This window comes from Rhizobium sp. NRK18, assembly GCF_024385575.1.
In the GTDB taxonomy this organism is placed as follows: Bacteria; Pseudomonadota; Alphaproteobacteria; order Rhizobiales; family Rhizobiaceae; genus JANFMV01.
Window position 1 is genome coordinate 959,681 of the sequence record NZ_JANFMV010000001.1, and the last position, 18,251, is coordinate 977,931.

Genomic DNA, 18,251 nt, shown 5'->3' on the forward strand with positions numbered 1-18,251 from the left:
CCTTCGAGCGGTAACGCGAGGAGGTTAGGAATTCCAAACCCTTAGAAATCTTATTGGCGTTGCCTGACCGCGCGTCACCGGACATTATCTCGAGAAGCTGGTCTAAATTATAAGGCACGAAGCGGTGACGCTGCTTCGTGTTTTTGATCGCGTCGATGATTGTTATGCGGATGTAAAAGGTATCCGCATGCTGGACATTCTTTTGAATGTCCGGATGGCGCGGTTTGGAACCCCTTCGAGTGCAAGCGAGAAGGACAAGGAATTCCAAACCCACTAGAAAAGATGATCATTGGCAATGAGAACGATCAAGTGTCTTAAGGGCATTTGGTGGATGCCTTGGCATGCACAGGCGATGAAGGACGTGATACGCTGCGATAAGCCGTGGGGAGCTGCGAATAAGCTTTGATCCATGGATCTCCGAATGGGGGAACCCACCTTAAATACTTGGGAATGTTGCTGTGTCTTTGGCGCGGCAATGTTCCAAGTATTGAAATAAGGTATCTTCATCTGAATAAAATAGGGTGAAAGAAGCGAACGCAGGGAACTGAAACATCTAAGTACCTGTAGGAAAGGACATCAACCGAGACTCCGCAAGTAGTGGCGAGCGAACGCGGACCAGGCCAGTGGCAATGAGCGATAAAGCGGAACATTCTGGAAAGTTTGGCCGTAGCGGGTGATAGCCCCGTACGCGTAGAATACTCATTGTCCTAGAGTAGGGCGGGACACGTGAAATCCTGTTCGAACATGGGGAGACCACTCTCCAAGCCTAAGTACTCGTGCATGACCGATAGCGAACAAGTACCGTGAGGGAAAGGTGAAAAGCACCCCGACAAGGGGAGTGAAATAGAACCTGAAACCGGATGCCTACAAACAGTTGGAGGGCGCAAGCCTGACAGCGTACCTTTTGTATAATGGGTCAACGACTTAGTGTAACATGCAAGCTTAAGCCGGTAGGTGTAGGCGTAGCGAAAGCGAGTCTGAATAGGGCGCCTTAGTATGTTGCATTAGACCCGAAACCGAGTGATCTAGCCATGAGCAGGTTGAAGGTTGGGTAACACCAACTGGAGGACCGAACCCGCATCTGTTGCAATAGATTGGGATGACTTGTGGCTAGGGGTGAAAGGCCAATCAAACTCGGAGATAGCTGGTTCTCCGCGAAATCTATTTAGGTAGAGCGTCGAGCGAATACCCCCGGGGGTAGAGCACTGGATGGGCTATGGGGACTCACCGTCTTACTGATCCTAACCAAACTGCGAATACCGGGGAGTACTACTCGGCAGACACACGGCGGGTGCTAACGTCCGTCGTGAAGAGGGCAACAACCCTGACCTCCAGCTAAGGTCCCCAAGTCATGGCTAAGTGGGAAAGGATGTGAGGATCCCAAAACAACCAGGATGTTGGCTTAGAAGCAGCCATCATTTAAAGAAAGCGTAACAGCTCACTGGTCTAAATAAGGGTCTTTGCGCCGAAAATGTAACGGGGCTAAAGCCATGCACCGAAGCTGAGGATGTGGATTTATCCACGTGGTAGCGGAGCGTTCCGTAAGTCTGTGAAGGGATACCCGTGAGGGGTCCTGGAGATATCGGAAGTGCGAATGTTGACATGAGTAACGATAAAGGGGGTGAGAGACCCCCTCGCCGAAAGACCAAGGGTTCCTGCTTAAAGTTAATCTGAGCAGGGTTAGCCGGCCCCTAAGACGAGGCGGAAACGCGTAGTCGATGGGAACCACGTTAATATTCGTGGGCCTGGTGGTAGTGACGGATTGCGAGTGTAGTTCTGACTTATTGGATTGTCAGGGCTGCTTAGCGGTTCCAGGAAATAGCTCCACCGTATAGACCGTACCCGAAACCGACACAGGTGGTCAGGTAGAGTATACCAAGGCGCTTGAGAGAACTGCGTTGAAGGAACTCGGCAAATTGCACGCGTAACTTCGGAAGAAGCGTGACCCTTATTTACGCAAGTAGATGAGGGTGGCACAGACCAGGGGGTAGCGACTGTTTATCAAAAACACAGGGCTCTGCGAAGTCGCAAGACGACGTATAGGGTCTGACGCCTGCCCGGTGCTGGAAGGTTAAGAGGAGGGGTGCAAGCTCTGAATCGAAGCCCCAGTAAACGGCGGCCGTAACTATAACGGTCCTAAGGTAGCGAAATTCCTTGTCGGGTAAGTTCCGACCTGCACGAATGGCGTAACGACTTCCCCGCTGTCTCCAACGCAGACTCAGTGAAATTGAATTCCCCGTGAAGATGCGGGGTTCCTGCGGTCAGACGGAAAGACCCCGTGCACCTTTACTATAGCTTTACACTGGCATTCGCCAAGGCATGTGTAGGATAGGTGGTAGGCTTTGAAGCAGGGACGCCAGTTCTTGTGGAGCCATCCTTGAAATACCACCCTTATCTTCGTGGATGTCTAACCGCGGTCCGTCATCCGGATCCGGGACAGTGTATGGTGGGTAGTTTGACTGGGGCGGTCGCCTCCTAAAGAGTAACGGAGGCGCGCGATGGTGGGCTCAGACCGGTCGGAAATCGGTCGTCGAGTGCAATGGCATAAGCCCGCCTGACTGCGAGACTGACAAGTCGAGCAGAGACGAAAGTCGGTCATAGTGATCCGGTGGTCCCGCGTGGAAGGGCCATCGCTCAACGGATAAAAGGTACGCCGGGGATAACAGGCTGATGACCCCCAAGAGTCCATATCGACGGGGTTGTTTGGCACCTCGATGTCGGCTCATCGCATCCTGGGGCTGGAGCAGGTCCCAAGGGTTTGGCTGTTCGCCAATTAAAGCGGTACGTGAGCTGGGTTCAGAACGTCGTGAGACAGTTCGGTCCCTATCTGCCGTGGGTGTAGGAATATTGACAGGATCTGTCCCTAGTACGAGAGGACCGGGATGGACATATCTCTGGTGGACCTGTTGTCGCGCCAGCGGCATAGCAGGGTAGCTATATATGGAAGGGATAACCGCTGAAGGCATCTAAGCGGGAAACCCACCTGAAAACGAGTGTTCCCTATCAGAGCCGTGGAAGACGACCACGTTGATAGGCCGGGTGTGGACGTGCAGCAATGCATGAAGCTTACCGGTACTAATAGCTCGATCGGCTTGATCGTTCTCATTGATCAATGATCATCTTGAAGCGCAACAGCGCTTCAAGACATCAACGCGATTAAAAAAGTCCAGCTTCTCAAATCCAGCAAAGCATGGTTGCCATATCCGTATGGCCGCTTTGGCACCCCTTCGAGCCGACAAGGCGAGAAGGAAAGGTCTGCCAAAGCCGACAAACAAGAACAACCATGCTTCGCATGGTTGTTTTGCCCTTTGCCGACCTGGTGGTTATGGCGGGGCGGCCGCACCCGTTCCCATTCCGAACACGGCCGTGAAACGCCCCAGCGCCAATGGTACTTCGTCTCAAGACGCGGGAGAGTAGGTCGCTGCCAGGTCTGCAAATGGCAAAACATTATCTTCTCACTCACAAACCCCAAGGGCCTCATGCCCAACCAGAGGCCGCATAACAAGCGGCCTTTTGCTTTTGAGACAAGACCCTCATCGGTCAAACCAATAACGCGGGGTGGAGCAGCCCGGTAGCTCGTCAGGCTCATAACCTGAAGGCCGCAGGTTCAAATCCTGCCCCCGCAACCAAGCAGCCCGGTAGCTCGTCAGGCTCATAACCTGAAGGCCGCAGGTTCAAATCCTGCCCCCGCAACCAACAAAACCAATACCTTAGACTGAAAGCCGCGCCCCAAGGGGCGCTTTTTGCGTTTTCTGGGCATCGTTCTGGGCGACAATCTGCTGTATTTTCTCTAAGTCGCACACGCAGGTGGCATTTGGCGGAGTCTCGCGGGTCGGCGCGACCTCCTCCACCGGCAACACGAAAGGTAGTATGCCAACCGACCCTCGTCACGCGACCTTCTCCTGAAGCTTTCTCCGTATCCATTCGTGGACGTCGGCGATCCACCATAAGGTCTTCCGTGGTCTGCCAGAAACAGGTCGAGGGAAGTGTCCTTTGTCCATGTAGCGGTAGATCGTTTTTTTCGACAGGCCAGTTATTCGGCACACATCGTCGAATGTATAGAAACCTATGGGGTCCTTGAGAATATCAAACAAGAGCATGAGCCAGTAACTCCAGACAAACTGAACCGTTTCGAGCCGCTGTTGCGACGCGTAATCCATGCGATGCCTCTCTTAAGCTTGATTGGTAGCCTAAATGATGCCGTATGTCCATAAATAAATGGCGAGTAATGATATATACATAATTTCTATTGTCAACAATACTGAGTGCGTTCTCTTCTTCGATGGCTTTCTCGCAACATCTGTTCCGGCTTTCCGCTAGAAAAAAGTTGACAAACAGGGAGTATGTAGACACAGTGCTCATGAAGTGAGCAAGGAGTTCATCGGGATGGATTCATTGTGCGTGAAGGCTTGTGTGGCGTCAGCCTATCATGCGGAAGATTCGTCGTCGCTCCTAAAAGTAAAAATGAAACCTGTGTAGTATATTTGAGGATTCAGGCGCGCTAAGATCTGTTTGCGTTTTTCAATCTGGCGGGCCTTCGTGATGCAGAGGCGCTGTTCCCGCGCGGGAATGTTTTTCTGACTTTGAAGGCTGTGACCATACGGCTGTCCATTTAGGTTTGGAGAGGGTGTGCTTGTGAAGGACTCGGAAAATGACATTCCTATTTGATGACCCGGCCATTATACGGCGCGCACTCCGTGATCTGGAGCACTTGGAGGCCGGGGCGTTAGACACCGCAGAAATATTGACAACGGCGCCGCTTCTTGAGCACCACAGACTTGTGCTCGGCTGGTGCCATGCGATGAAAGGGATTGTCACCGGTCATCCATTGCTTCCGGATGGGAACGAGGTCGTCACCAGCCAGGTTATCTACATGAACCCTGACATCGGTCTCGCCCGAACACTCAGTCGCTGGTACCGCCTTGGTACGCCGCGCCAAAAGCAGGGGCACTGACATGAAGCGCTATCAACTCCGTGAACGCTTCCGAGATTTGAAGAAGGATCCGAGCGGCCTCCTGGCCTATTTCGCACTTCGACGATTAATCAAAGAAGATGGTGTCAACTTTCGCCCGGGAGATGGATTCGTCATTGCAACCGTTCCGCCCGACTTTCGACCGCTTTCATATAAGAAGGCGTGCCACGTCCTGTTGAATGTCGACGGAGACGAATGGGGGCTGCATCGCGAAGCCGTGCGACTGGCCACGTCAACTAAGCGGAAGAAAACGATTGATCACGAGCCTTCGATTTTTGAACTGCGAGGTCTGCGTGTGCTTTTGGCGACCCACATAAACGAGGTGCCCAAAGAAGTGCGCTTCGTCGCAAAGCGTATCCTGTCGTTAAGCCCGCCCTTGGCGGAAGATGTCCACGCGACCCGACGCATCCTTGGTTTGCCGACATTGAGCAAGGAGCAGGTGAGTGTCCTCATTGGCAAGCCGGAGAGCACAGTGCTTGCTGGGGTAATGAAGTCGGAATGGTCTGCTGGCGATGAGCAAGCGCTGCTTGATCTGAAGCACTCGGACGAAGAAGGGCCGAGTCTATTCGATTTGCCAGGCTTCGAGGAGCAAAAGGTTTGGGCCCGGGGATTGGTCAAAGACATCGCACTGTGGCGAGAAGGGAAATTGAGTTGGCGGGATATCGGGCAGAGTGCGCTCGTGTCCGGTCCGCCGGGTGTAGGAAAAACGTATCTCGCATCCGCCCTTTCCACGGCCCTCGGGTTCCGCTTAGTCCAGACGACGGTCGGTGTGTGGCAAACTCAAGGTTACCTGAATGACATGCTTGCGGCGATGAGACGGAGTTTCGATGAAGCCAAAGCGAGTGGCGGAGCGGTACTCTTTATCGACGAGTTCGACAGCATTGGCTCGCGCCCGAGCCGACCGACCGGGCGCCCGAACGAGACGTACTGGCAAATAGTCATCAATGAGTTCCTCAGCCTGATGAATGCGCCAGGAGAGGGCGTGATTGTCATCGGCGCCACAAACTTTCCGGAGTGGATCGATCCCGCGATTCTGCGGGCAGGTCGCATCGAGAAACACTTCAAGTTGGGTCTGCCAGACGCTACGACTCGGGCTGAAATCTTGCACTACCATGCTGGCGGGGCTCTACCCTTCGAATCCTTGACCGAGCTTGCCGACGATCTCGAAGGGAAGTCAGCGGCGGCACTCGAAGGACTCGTTCGATCGGGCCGTCGGCTAGCAAGGAATGAGGAGCGGGAACTCCAGTTGAGCGACTTGCGCGCTGTCATGCCGGAGAGGAAAAGCTACGCCCCCGAAGAGCAGTTCAGGCTGGGCGTCCACGAAGCCCGCCACGCCTTGATCGCACTGACGCTTAACTGCGCGCGTTCCGCAACGATAGAGATAAGGGATACTTTCGACGTTTCACCGGGTTCATATATGCGAGGCCGAACCTCGTATGATCTGTTCGAATATAACCTGCCAACAGAAACCGTTCTTCTAAATCGAATTGCGATGTCCCTCGCCGGAATGGCTGCCGAGGCGGTCGTCTTCGGCGACCGATCCCTGGGCTCCGGAGGCCTAGTCGGTAGTGACGTCGAACATGCAACAGCGATCGCTCGACGACTGGTAGGATCGTACGGTCTGGGCGAGACGCCATTCTTCTTCGCCACGCCAGAGGAACTGGACGACGAACGAATGCTTCCCACACTTGAGGCTGAGGCGATGAAGATCTTGCGCGCACAATACGCACGCGTGCTTGGCATCCTCTCCCGTGAGAAGGACCAGCTCATCGCACTCGCTTCCGAGGCTGTGGCACATGGGAAAGTTATGATCGAAAGAGATGCAGGTCTGGTTAGCGAAAGCGCACGGGCGGTCGACTAGGGTCGAGCACAAGAAGACAGTCGCTCCCCCCTACAGTCCAGACTTCAACCCCATCGAGAACGCCTTCGCCAAGCTCAAAGCAGTCTTGCGCGCCAAAGCCGAGCGGACCGTCGAGGGCTTATGGAATACCGTTGGCCAGATCGTAACAATGTTCGAGCCGCAAGAATGCGCCAACTACTTCAAATCCTGCGGATATGACCCCGAGTAAAGTGGACATGCTCTAGCAGATCTTGATCTAGCCCGATGTTCGCTTGGGTTTCTTCGCCGTGGGTTTTTCTGGCGATTTGGTGGGTGCTTTCTTTTTGTTCGATTCGGCTGCCACCGAGCTAACGTCGAGGGTGACAATTTCGACTTGGGGCGAATAGGGGCGTTGCATGGCAACTTCATGCGCCAGAGTTCTCAGGTGATCTATTATCTCTGAGAAGTTCAGATAAGTTTTATCGGGTTTCTGCCAGCCATCGCGACGGGGCTTCTGATGAGCGAACAATAGGATGCCATAGCGGTTTTCCCGATCGCGTAGATATTGGCCGATCATCTGCTGATAGAGGGCCACCTCGAGTTGCTTCAACGTCCAGGACTCTGCCACCTTGACCTCTATGGGGACATTGGCGTCCGTCGCTTTGGCCCTCAGTCGGACATCGGGTTCTTTCTCGTCCGCCACATGCGCTTCACGCTCCAGTGAATAGCCGCGTCCCTGCTTGTTGCGAAGCTCGTTGGCGACCCAGTTCTGCACATCCACTTCGTGTGTAAGGTTCTTGAAGGTCCTGCCCTGAGCGAAGTCAGCGTGGGTCAGGGCGTGCTCGATATCTTTAAGACGCTGAACGGCGAGCCTCTGCAAATCATGGGCATTGCGTGGCGATGTGCTGAAGTCCTTCTCAAAGTTGACCACATCGAGCGGCTCCCAGGCCTCGTGCTCCGAGTCTTGAACCAGCCGGGTCATCATCAACTCTGACATTCGTCGCCGTGGGATTGGAAACTTGGTCGTGTCTCGAAGCCGTTTAAGGGCCTCGTAGGTCGCCAATCCGGGTGTGTCACACAGACGCTTGAAGAGTGCACTTCTCGCGCTTTCGGCCGCGTCACGTTCGTCGGGCGAATACACCTTGCCGCTCTCGTGCCGATTATCGTCCTCCGGCTTCAGAACGCCGAACGCAAGCAGATTAAGTTTTTCCAAATGCTCGAATGGGATTTCCGACACCGCTCGCTCGTCGCCATGCCATTGATCACCGACAAGTCTCGGCAGGAGGGCTTGGACCAATGCCGTTTGTTGCTTTAGCGATTGCGTCTGTAGGACCGTATGCAGCTTTTCGATGGCTTTCCCGGGCGCGAGTCTAAACAATGCAGCGATGTACTGAGCTTGTGTGTCGAGAATTTTGCAGGCGGGAATTCTATCTTCGGCGATCGCGCGAACATCGAGTTGGGAGGCTTCTATGCGGGTTAGGATGCCAAGTGTCTTCTGCAGCAGCCTCCCGCTCATCTGCTTCCTTCTCTTCAGCAGATCAAGCAGGAAATCGCAAGCTAGGCCCGCCACGCTTTTGTCGGCACGATAGAGGTCATCGAGCATGTCAAATCTGACATCATTCTGATTGCGGGGAGCCAGATCACGAGACAAGGCCCTCACTAGCACGTCACGCAATGCATCCGGTTGGCTTCTGGCGAGATCTTTGATCCACGGCGCGAAACCATTGAGTTCCAACGTCGCGTAGACCGAAGCCGAGGTGGCTTCCGCTCCTGAGAGCTTTGCTGCCCACTCCGGATCGTTCGTGGCTTCAATCGATACACCGGTGATCCCGATACAATCGACGGCAAGAATCTGGTTGCGCTTACTCGCTGGCTCTTCCGCCTTTAACTTTGGCGTCCACATTCGCCAATACGTGATGAATGCCCTGGCAAGCTCCCTCACTACCTCTTCGCCGAATATGGGTAGCAAAGGAGAAAGGTCAGAGATCGCGTGGTGGCTGCTGGAGCCTTCGATCGAAAGCAACAGTTTGTAGAGATTGTAGAGCCGAGCATCCACGCCTTGCGGAGATGGCGGGTAAAGCTGTTGCAACTGTGTGGGATTTGACCTTAACCGGGCGGCAAAATCCTTCCACGATTGATCACGTTCGGCTTGAGCCAGAGCGTCCCGGTGGTCAAGGCGGGCCATTCTTTTCTCATGCTCAATCTGTTCCTTTGATGGCTTTCTGGGCGTCGTCCACTGCTCAATCACATCTGCTACTTCGGGGAATGTGGAGCCGATAGATTTCATCCGCTCAAGCTGTTGCGGGTCTTCGCCACCACGTCGCCAGACCTCCATGGCGCCGTTCGCCGCCACCTGACGCTCACTGGCGTCGTCGCGGCCGTTGGCGTCTTCGGCAAGCCAACCGAAGTCTTCACCAAGGAGATCGGGGACATGGCCCCGGAATTGAAGTTGCCATGGTTCGGTGATTGGGCCTCCATTCCGTCCCGGATTGGCAGCATGGACGGCCATGGCTCGCCAAAGCGCGAGCCTACGGCGTTGCGGTGAGGCCGCCATCAACGCAAAGATATCCTGATATCCCTTCTTCCCTCGACGGGGATGTCTGTATCTTCGCTCTTGGCCGAGACGTATCGTTGCATCGATCGCGGCATCGGGAGCGGCATCGTCTGGGTTGAGCGCCAGGATCTTTCTACCAGCAGCCTCCAGCATGGGCAGAAACGCCTCATCCTTGTGGTCGTCCGCTCCATCCTCGGGGTCGATGCGATGTTCTAGCTTGGAAAATATCGCTGCCACAATCTGCTCGAGATCGGGGCTCGTTAAGACCTTATCGACGATCTCAGGACCGCGGTACACAAGTCCAATATCGCCGTTTTTCTCGGGCGCCATCCGGAAGATGGTTTGCATCAACTCCTGTACCGAAATCACGGTCGGTACACATTCGATGAGGGTATCCCAAACCTGTGTGGCAACAAGGGTCTTCGCATTGTCACGCACGTAGACCGCATAGCGCCGCTTCTCCTCAGGGGAGGCCACTTTCAGCAATGCCCTGCCGGCGAACACATTCGTATAGCGGTCTTTGTGGGCGCCGAAGGCTGCGGCGACAACAATATCTGAACACTCTTTGATCCCGCCTAAACCAATCACCAACAGCAGCACTTCGCGGACTACAGGGTTTTTGCTGTGGAGCGACCATAGTTCCCGGACACATGGCGCGAGGTCGGCTTGAGCAAAGCGTTTGAGGCTGGTGCGGTTGGGGATGTCGAAATCTTCGTTGTCCAACGCGCCTTGCACCACTCCTCGCAACGCCGCCTCGCGGGTTTCCGTTGAAAGGGAAGCGGGATCTCCCGCATCCATGAGCAAACGTGGGTCGCGTCGTAGCACCTCCCGAGCAACGTCGTGGTTCCAAAGCGCCAGCCATGCCACCGTTTGTCGCATGGATGGAATGACAACATCCACACCATACGTCGTGCTGAACAATAGGTCTCGCACCGTTAGAGCTGGGCAATTCTCACTCAGCAGACGTTTCAGCCAGCGCGCCGTCAGCAGGCTTCTGACTTGCCCTTCGTTATCGTTGTGCAATCGCGCAAAGCCAGGGCTCCCTGGTTGGAAGACGGGCCTTCCGATCAGGTTGGAGCGCTTTGGGTTTGGCATGTCGGGAAACAGGGCCTTGAGATCCAAGGCTGCTCGGGATGGCTCAAGATTCAATTCTGAATCAGGGATCTTGATGTCCTGTAGGCCCTGCAGCACTAGAGCGGCACCTATTCTCTCGACCGCATTAAGGGCGTCATCAATGGTCAATGCATCTTTGCGTTCTCGATGTGTGTCGGGTTCGATAAGTCGGTGCTTTACGCACCGCTCCAGCATTTCAGCTAGCGGGCCGAACCGATGATGAATCTGCCAGTATTCGACGAGCCAATCGAGGTCGAGAGGTCTTTGAGCGAGCAGGCTCAGATCGGATTCCTCGAGGGCCCTGGCGAAAGCATCTGCGTCCCTCACTCCCTTTCCGCTGGCGAACTGGCGTACCTGTTCATCGTCCAGTGCTCCCATTCGAACGATAAGCGGCTCTTCTGCTGGTTCCTTTGCTTCATCGTCGCGGCGCTCGCTGATGATGTTGATGAGCACTTGGTCTGGATCAATCGGGCGCACTGCTGCTGCTGGAGCCGGCATGGCGAGAAAGTCCTGGAGCAGTTTAAAGTCCTTCCTCGTTTCCCAATCGAAGAAGCGGCCTGACAGGATGATGTGCGCGCGAGCTTCCGCGCCCTCAATGCATTGAGCGATTACCTCGAGCACACACTTTAGTCGGATGTCATTGCCTTTTGCCTCGTCAATGGAATCCAGGAAGAACCAGGCGGGATCTGTCGAATTTTTCCATTGCTGCAGGCCACTCGCCGCCTTTCCGAATGCAGATTCGCCTCTGTTGTATAGGCTCTGCAATGTGCATTCGAACGTTCGCCGGCCGGCGTCTCGGTTTAGCCGAGCCTGCTCCTCCATCTCCGTGGATTTGCCGCTGCCTGCTTCTGCCAAGATGACCACACGATGTCGCCTTAGAAGGTCGTCCCATGTGAGTGCGTCAGTAGAGGCGCTGAAAAATTGATCGAGATCAGGATTGCTCTCGCTCCTCAGCGACCATTCTTCAAATCTCCTGTTCAAGGCGATCGTTGCCACACCATCCTCCGCGATTCTCCTTATTTAGAGCCGTATGGCGCGGTCAGTAAATGGACGGACTCTACCAGAAGGCGCATCTTATCGACTTGAAGGATGCGTATTCTCTTTGCAATGAGTGCCGACAGCGGAGGCCAGTCAGTCCTTTCACCCGCCAGAGTCCATCAGCAATTGCAGCTCAGCCTACCATCGGCTGAGTGATATCCGGTTCTTCACAGTCAGGGCAAACCTGCTCCGTCCTTGGGAACGCGAATCCACAAGACCGGCACGGTTTAAGATCGGTCATGTCTTCAAGAAATGCACAACGTTTGCACAATGTTTTTGTGTGCTTCAGAGACAGGTAAACCCTCATCTCAGCGATCCAAGCAAGCATTGCGTCCCGCATCCAGTCATCCTCGCGATTCAGCATCGTGTCCCGCCAAACACGATGCTTTTCTCTCCGAATGGATTTTTTTTGGTCGGTTGTCAGCGCGCTCTTCTTGGCTGGGACCGTAAACACGTGCGCGCAGTACCGTCCTGTGGACTTGCTGTTGCAGATCCAGGTCGCGGCCTTCTTACGGTACTGAATCGATAGGCTGCCGCATTCCGGACAGCAATCACGCTCTTCCGGCTGCTCGCGATCCCGGATCGCATACAAGCGTTGATGTAGGCCCTGTGTGTCTACAGGTGCTACGTCTCTGGCTGCGAGATTATTCTTCGCTAGCTCTTTGTGGGTACTGATTTTGGGTAGTCGAATGGTGTGTTGCACATACAGAATTGCGTCCTTGCCAGCTCCACAGGTTTCGCAAGCGCAGCCTAGTACCCGCGTCCGAGCAGCCTTCCATGACTTCCAGTGCCATGGGGGTCCTAGCCGTAAGCGCGCTGCATAAATGGCTTGAGAAGCTTCAAGGCCGGTGATTAATCGGGCCGCGAGCTTTGCTTCAACATTCTCAAATTCTGGGGGTAGGGGGATCACGGGACATCGCTTCGAACATAACGACCAACCCTTCAAGCATTTCAGCTTTGCAGCCAAATGGCCACCGTTTTCCATTCGCAGAGGATGTCTAAATGCTGAGGCGGCTACAGGAGCTTTGGGTAACGGCAATGGGAGTTGATGAAGTAGACATGACCTCCGTCATTCGCATGTCGTCCGGATCGCGCAGGCAAGAAATTGTCCCAAATACCGTCTCTGATTCATAAACTCGGCGGTGGCAAATGGCATGCTTACAGGGCCGTCTTTTAGCGGAACTTGGGCAGACGTCTGGGATGGGGCACGCGGAAGGAATAGTAAGGATACTGCTCTCCGTACCAACTGATTGCCTTTAATGCGAATTCACGGAACTTCGGGTTGCGCCAAAGGGATATCCGTGTCTGTCGGCTCAGCCGATCCTTCGTAATCTCTTTGCGATGTGCGTCGTAGACTCGCCCCGTGTAAGGGTCGCACTTTGGATGCTTATTCCCATGTTCGTGCCCATGCGGTACCGAAGGATGCGGATCCGCATCAAACTCGTGGAACACCCACTTTTTCATACCATCCACGCCATGCACTACAAGGTGCATCACTGGGGGCGGTGGAAACGAGCGCCCGCTTGCCGCATGTTGAATTTCACGCTCAGTGTATTCTTCATGCGTGATCGTAACTTCCGACTGATCTTCATCATCAATCGGCTCGACTTCGTGCCGAAGGGACGGTGGGATGCTGTCGCGCAACGGCTTAAACAGTGGATTTGCCGGATCGAGCATACCGCAGAGACAAGCGAGCCTTAGCTCTAGCTCCGATCGTCCTATGAGACGAACATCGTAGCTGCGGATTGTTAGAAGATAGAAGCTGTCAGCAGCGTCGTGATCAAGGTAACTCATACGCCTGCCTTGTACGCGTGAACGAGAGGGTCTCAAGCTGATTCCTGGGCCGCCACAAGCGACCAAGTGGATATCATTCCGTTCGAAAAGTAAGCCTAAATGCTCGCCAAATGAAATTGTAATCTACCATCACCGAAGCGCCAATAGGAGACATTAACTGTTTCGACGTTGGCGGGTGGAATGGGCCGAGTGTGGAATGTCCGCTTTACATCGTCGACAGCTTCGTTGTTCGTTAGGCCTCCGTCGATTGGACGATGGTTGCGGCGGTCCAGGAACACTGCCTAAGACGAGTAGCTGGACACACAAAATGAATGGTGAGTAAACAGACAAATAGGGTACTGACGGCACCCGAAGAGGTCGAACAAGGCCATTCAAGGTTGTCTTCTTGCCATGGCCAGTTTGTCTTTGGAGTTTTGCCTATGATCCGGCCCCTATCTTCGCTCGATAAGCTCACGATGCAGGTTATGTCCGGCCACCCCAGTACCAAGGTGTACTCGTGAATCGGAGCGAACCGGTAGGCCACCGACAATCCTCGGCTCCGCTGACGACGCAGCAAGCGCTCGCGGGTCTTAATGACGCCGGCCTCTTCGAGCGCATCGCGAGCGCCGTCATTCGCATCAAGTATCCCGAGTGCGCGGAGCTTATCGAACTCGGTACTAACGTCGATGGGAAGACGCGCAAGGCGCCTGTAGATGGCATCACTCTGACTTACGCTTCTGGGTCGCTACGGGTCGTTATGGTCCAGCATACGATTGCGGCCGCGAAGGAACTGCGGGGCAAGTGGTTGCACGACCCTTCCAAGGTCAAGGCGCGAAAGAGCGATAAGGCGTCCCAGCCGGCGGGAGATGTCCTCAAGGCTAATGAGATCGCTGGGGCGGAGCGGTCACGTAATCCCGAGACGAGCGTAATTCTTTTCTTGACGACGAATGAAGAGCCGGATCAGGAACTTGCACGCGATGTTATCAGTTTCGGCGCTGATCATCGCCTCGACATACGCATTCTTTCTCGCTCGGCGATCGCGCATGTATTGGACCATACGCCGGAAGGCCAATCGGTGCGACGGCGGATGCTTGGCGTCGTACAGGAGATGCTGTCTTGGGATCTCCTGCGCGAACTTGGTGCTCGTTCCGTCGACGATTATCCACTCTCGGATGACAAGTCAGCACGGGTCTCGACCCGAACGGAGATCTCCCTACGAGCGCGAAAGGGACCTCTGACACTGCTTTGCGGACCAAGCGGTTCGGGAAAGAGCGTGGCTGCACACGACTGGCTACGGTCCGCACTGGATGACAAGACTATTGCATGTCTCGTGCTGCGGGAACGGACGCTCGAGGGTGCTCGCGGGATCGACGAGGCAATCATCGCTGAACTTCGGGCCCTGTACCCCGCGTTAGAGTCCTATGCCTCCCTTTCTTCAATCCTCACCCCAGGTCGCCAACTCCGGCTTGTGGTTGAGGATCTAGCGAATGCCAACGATCCGCTGAGACTTCTTGAACGCATCGTCGGGTGGCTATCTTGCAAAAGTGGCGCGAAAGGAGAGGGTGCTGCCCGGGTAGGATGGCACTTGGTGTGCCCGGTCCAAAACCGCACGATTGGTTCCGTCGCGGTCGAACGGGTCAAGACGCTTGAGCCCTACAGGCTGGAGATCACGCCGCTTGCGCCGCATGAAGCCACGGAAGCAGTTCTACGGCGTTCGGCGTCTCAGGAAAGGAAGCTTACCACGGCGGAAGCTAGCTCCATCGCAGAGCTACTTGGACACGATCCCCTCCTGATTGGCCTCCACGATCCCTCCGAGGTGTCGGATCCGGCTTGCGTAATTGAGAACTACATCGCGCGGAAACTCGATCAGTTTGCTGCAGGTCGTCCCACGATCCGGAATAGGGTCGAGAGGGCACTCGTCACGCTGACGGAAGCCATTCTCCAGCAGCGCATAATGTCGCCTACGCTGAACGAGATCATCGCGTGGTCAACGCCGGCCGGTTACGACCAGATCACGTGCGATCTACTCGACTTCGGGGAACTCGTCTCGATCGCCCCGTCGGGAAACGGAAGACTCCGCTTTCGACACGATCGTGTTCGCGACTGGCTTCTAAGCGACTGCTTTCGCCGACAGTTCGACAGTGGCAGTTTGATCAAGGATGTTTTGGAAGAGCCATTCTACGCCGAATGGATTGGTGCCGGGTCAGCGCGCAGCAGCGACCCCGTCGCGAACGGTGAACGCCTCATCCGATTGAACCCGCTGGCTGCCTTTAGCGCCTACGCACGAGCAGCTTCGAGAGAGGACATGGCAGCGCTTCATCCTCATCTCGTTGCTTGGCTGGATTCAAACGAAAGCCAAGGTCGCGCAAACGAGACGCTCCGGTGGATGGTGCAGAGAACCCTTGCTGAAGTCGAGGCCGATGGCGTTCTCGAGCTTCTAAGCAGGTTTCCGAAACAGAACCACCTCTCCGACCTCGCTCGCTTGCGGAATGGGGACCTTCGTGGGGCGCTTCGGCTGTGTTCTTCCACTGGAATAGCCACCCGCTACCCGGAACGTGACGCCCTCATTCTGCATACCGCTGCCAAACGGGAGCAAGGCTTCGTCGCCGCGATGGCACGGCTCATTCAGGATCCAAGGATCACTGGATCGGCGAAGAGCAGCGTACTCTGCGTCGCCGGTATCAGTGGGCGCGAGGACTTGGGGGATGCAATTGCAAATCGGTGGAACTTGGAAAAGCGCGAGGAACGCGACCCGTTCCTCGCGGACTACATCTGGGCTGCAGCTCACTGTTATGGCCGTCCGTCGGTCAGCAAAGTGCTCGACGCTGCGCTCGATCGATGGACCGAGCTGCTGAACAAAGAGGACGGGGATGCACTTGAACGCAGAACATTCCGCATGGACGAACTGCGGCTCGGCTTTGCTATTCGGCCGCCGGCCGCCGCCCTCGACCATCTGCTCAGACGTGCCAAGGACCCTGCCCTGAAAAACGCTCTCGTTTGGACGCTCGGTGAGATCGATCACCCGCGAACCGTTCTTTTCAAGATCGTATTCGAGGCTGCGGTGAACGGTCGCGGAGGCTTTGTGGTCAACAGCCTGCACGAGTCTTGGGGCCGTCGAATCCGAGGTGGAGCGACGATGTCAGACGCATCGCGTCAAGCACTCTTGAACCTTTGGCGAGACCCGACCGCACAACTTCAGGAAAGACGGATCGGGCTTCGACTATGGGCGATAAGTGCATCGGCCGACGAGCTTTCTTCTTTAGCTACACTAGAGACCGACAGCGATCTGTGTGACACCGCTCTGAGAGCGCGTATGGAACGTGGTGATCTGTCCTGCGTGCCGCAGCTTACAGCAAGGCTACGGATCTCGATGCAAGCGTTCCACTGGTGGCTTCACGCCTACAAGGTTGTCTGCCCCGCGATCTTGGAGGAACTACCGGATATGCTGCGATCGAACGCGTCGGTCCTAGTAGATCTTGAAAGGGGCAACGGATGGGCCAGGGTAGCGGCGGATCTGCTCACGCGTGACGCTTCATCCCTCGCTGAACGCATTCTGATCGACACTTGGCCCCTCGCAGGTCAGCACGGCTCGTATGTACAAGCCGCACTGTTTATTGGCGGCGCTCCCCTGGAAGCACTGGCCGAACGCACAGTCGCCGAGGCGGAGGATCCAACGCAACTGTTCCGCTTCGCGGGGATGTTCTTCGCAGGCATCATGGATGGTCATCCCGGAGCGACGCGCGAGGATCAACTCAGGCGGATGCTTCCGTACCGCAACCATCTCGATGACTTTGGGCGGCGAGAACTGCGCATGGTCTGTGACAAGCTCGGCTTCTTCACGCTGGGGAAGGAGTTTGACGACGAGTACGACGATCGAACTTGGAGGACGGAAACCTTGAACGAGCAGTTCGAGAAGGTCGCCTCCGAACGACCCTTCAGCTTCCGGATTGAGGAACTCGAAAGGACACTCGGAGAGCGTCTGGACCGGCGGGTGGTGCTTGATCGATTGCGTGCGTGGCTCATAGAGTCGCGCAACCTGGCAGCGGCGGAGGTAGCTGCGGACGTCCTGCGGTCGATCGGAAATGTCGAGGACGTGCAGCTCCTTGCATCGGCGCCATTCGAGTACGAAGCGGATTGCCAGGACCTGATCGCCGACACGCTCTTCGCGATCAATCGAAGGGGCTTCGACTGATCGTCGCATGATTGCTAGGTGGAACGGCGGCTCATATCAATCCACCGTGAGCTGTCCCACGCGCTAATCAAAAAGCGACTTGTTTGGAGGAAACGGGGACGCCGCGGGCCTACCGCCCGAGCAAGTACTCCGCGAAGTCTTCAGCAAGATTCCAACGGGGAACGTCGTTTCGACGAACATCGTAAATCGCGTCGTAGTGCTCGCAGATCTGCAGCTTGGCGAGGAGATCGTCATGGTCCTCGTGAAAGTAGCAGAAGAAGGGAATTGGACCGGCATTATAGCTAACCCGCTTGGAGAGGGCGATGATCTCTCTAGTAAACGGCTTTGAGAGCAGATCGGTCCTCATTTCTTGAATGAGTTCCGGCATCTTCGCCTCCAGACCAGCAAAGTCTCGACCCTTTCGAACCACATAGCCTCGAAGTTCAACCGCTGCTGCGGCCTCGGCAAACGTTTTCCATTCGACGAGATTGACAACGTCATAGGCCGAATCGTCCGCGTCGACGAGGCGGCTGCACTGCTGGCAAAGCCATATTCCATTCTCGGCGGCTCGCCGGCCTTCGCTTGTCAGGTGCTCGTTGTAACGCGGCCCGCCTTCCGAAGCAGCAGTGATGTGTGCGGCCACGCCAAGACTTACGGTTCCGCCGTCAGCTCCAGGGCCGCTGGTCGGTTTCCGGCAGTCTGGATTTGAGCATCTAAAACCGACACGTTTAGCCAAGCGCTGGGCAGTCGCCTGTGTGAAATCATCCCTCATCACTCATTGATAATCTAAAGAGCGCAATTACCCAATGGG

7 protein-coding genes, 1 tRNA gene, 2 rRNA genes and 1 pseudogene are annotated in these 18,251 nt (G+C 55.5%); 7 read left to right on the top strand and 4 right to left on the bottom strand.

Annotated elements, in window-relative coordinates:
* The first annotated feature begins 303 nt into the window (after positions 1–303).
* From NN662_RS04470 to NN662_RS04480, 3 genes are all read left to right on the top strand, one after another.
* Positions 304–3,100 (top strand): 23S ribosomal RNA (locus tag NN662_RS04470).
* Positions 3,101–3,315: 215 nt separating this feature from the next.
* Positions 3,316–3,430, top strand: a 5S ribosomal RNA gene (rrf, locus tag NN662_RS04475).
* Positions 3,431–3,552: 122 nt separating this feature from the next.
* A tRNA-Met gene (locus NN662_RS04480) sits at positions 3,553–3,629 on the top strand.
* A gap of 258 nt (positions 3,630–3,887) precedes the next feature.
* On the opposite strand, the gene NN662_RS21485 is transcribed toward NN662_RS04480, so the two are convergent.
* On the bottom strand, positions 3,888–4,160 hold the full coding sequence (locus tag NN662_RS21485) for a helix-turn-helix transcriptional regulator (protein WP_410010904.1): 273 nt from the start codon (positions 4,158–4,160) through the stop codon (positions 3,888–3,890).
* 491 nt (positions 4,161–4,651) lie between these two features.
* Here NN662_RS21485 and NN662_RS04485 point away from each other — a divergent pair, with 491 nt between their 5' ends.
* The 3 genes and pseudogenes from NN662_RS04485 to NN662_RS04495 all read left to right on the top strand — a co-directional run.
* The gene (locus NN662_RS04485) at positions 4,652–4,954 is read left to right on the top strand and encodes a DUF6634 family protein (RefSeq protein WP_261929107.1); all 303 of its coding nucleotides are present in this window, start codon (positions 4,652–4,654) and stop codon (positions 4,952–4,954) included.
* A 1-nt stretch (position 4,955) separates the two neighbouring features.
* Positions 4,956–6,833 (top strand): AAA family ATPase, encoded by a 1,878-nt coding sequence (locus tag NN662_RS04490; protein ID WP_261929108.1) that lies wholly within the window; start codon positions 4,956–4,958, stop codon positions 6,831–6,833.
* A 25-nt stretch (positions 6,834–6,858) separates the two neighbouring features.
* Positions 6,859–7,041: pseudogene (locus NN662_RS04495) on the top strand (IS630 family transposase); the annotation flags it as partial.
* A 27-nt stretch (positions 7,042–7,068) separates the two neighbouring features.
* Here the strand turns inward: NN662_RS04495 and NN662_RS04500 are convergent.
* The gene (locus NN662_RS04500) at positions 7,069–11,454 is read right to left on the bottom strand and encodes a hypothetical protein (RefSeq protein ID WP_261929109.1); all 4,386 of its coding nucleotides are present in this window, start codon (positions 11,452–11,454) and stop codon (positions 7,069–7,071) included.
* 1,215 nt (positions 11,455–12,669) lie between these two features.
* The gene (locus tag NN662_RS04505; RefSeq protein ID WP_261929110.1) at positions 12,670–13,290 is read right to left on the bottom strand and encodes a hypothetical protein; all 621 of its coding nucleotides are present in this window, start codon (positions 13,288–13,290) and stop codon (positions 12,670–12,672) included.
* Between the two features lie 496 nt (positions 13,291–13,786).
* Between NN662_RS04505 and NN662_RS04510 the strand changes: the two genes are divergently transcribed.
* On the top strand, positions 13,787–17,461 hold the full coding sequence (locus NN662_RS04510; RefSeq protein WP_261929111.1) for a hypothetical protein: 3,675 nt from the start codon (positions 13,787–13,789) through the stop codon (positions 17,459–17,461).
* A 109-nt stretch (positions 17,462–17,570) separates the two neighbouring features.
* Here NN662_RS04510 and NN662_RS04515 read toward each other — a convergent pair whose 3' ends face one another.
* Positions 17,571–18,083: a hypothetical protein gene (locus NN662_RS04515; RefSeq protein ID WP_261929112.1), complete on the bottom strand. Its 513-nt coding sequence runs from the start codon at positions 18,081–18,083 to the stop codon at positions 17,571–17,573.
* Between the last annotated feature and the right edge of the window lie 168 nt (positions 18,084–18,251).

What these genes read in the sequence shown, in the direction of transcription:
- NN662_RS04505 (WP_261929110.1), bottom strand. Translation starts at nt 13,290, where the DNA reads ATGAGTTACCTTGATCACGACGCTGCTGACAGCTTCTATCTTCTAACA.
- NN662_RS04485 (WP_261929107.1), top strand. Translation starts at nt 4,652, where the DNA reads ATGACATTCCTATTTGATGACCCGGCCATTATACGGCGCGCACTCCGT.
- NN662_RS04490 (WP_261929108.1), top strand. Translation starts at nt 4,956, where the DNA reads ATGAAGCGCTATCAACTCCGTGAACGCTTCCGAGATTTGAAGAAGGAT.
- NN662_RS21485 (WP_410010904.1), bottom strand. Translation starts at nt 4,160, where the DNA reads ATGGATTACGCGTCGCAACAGCGGCTCGAAACGGTTCAGTTTGTCTGG.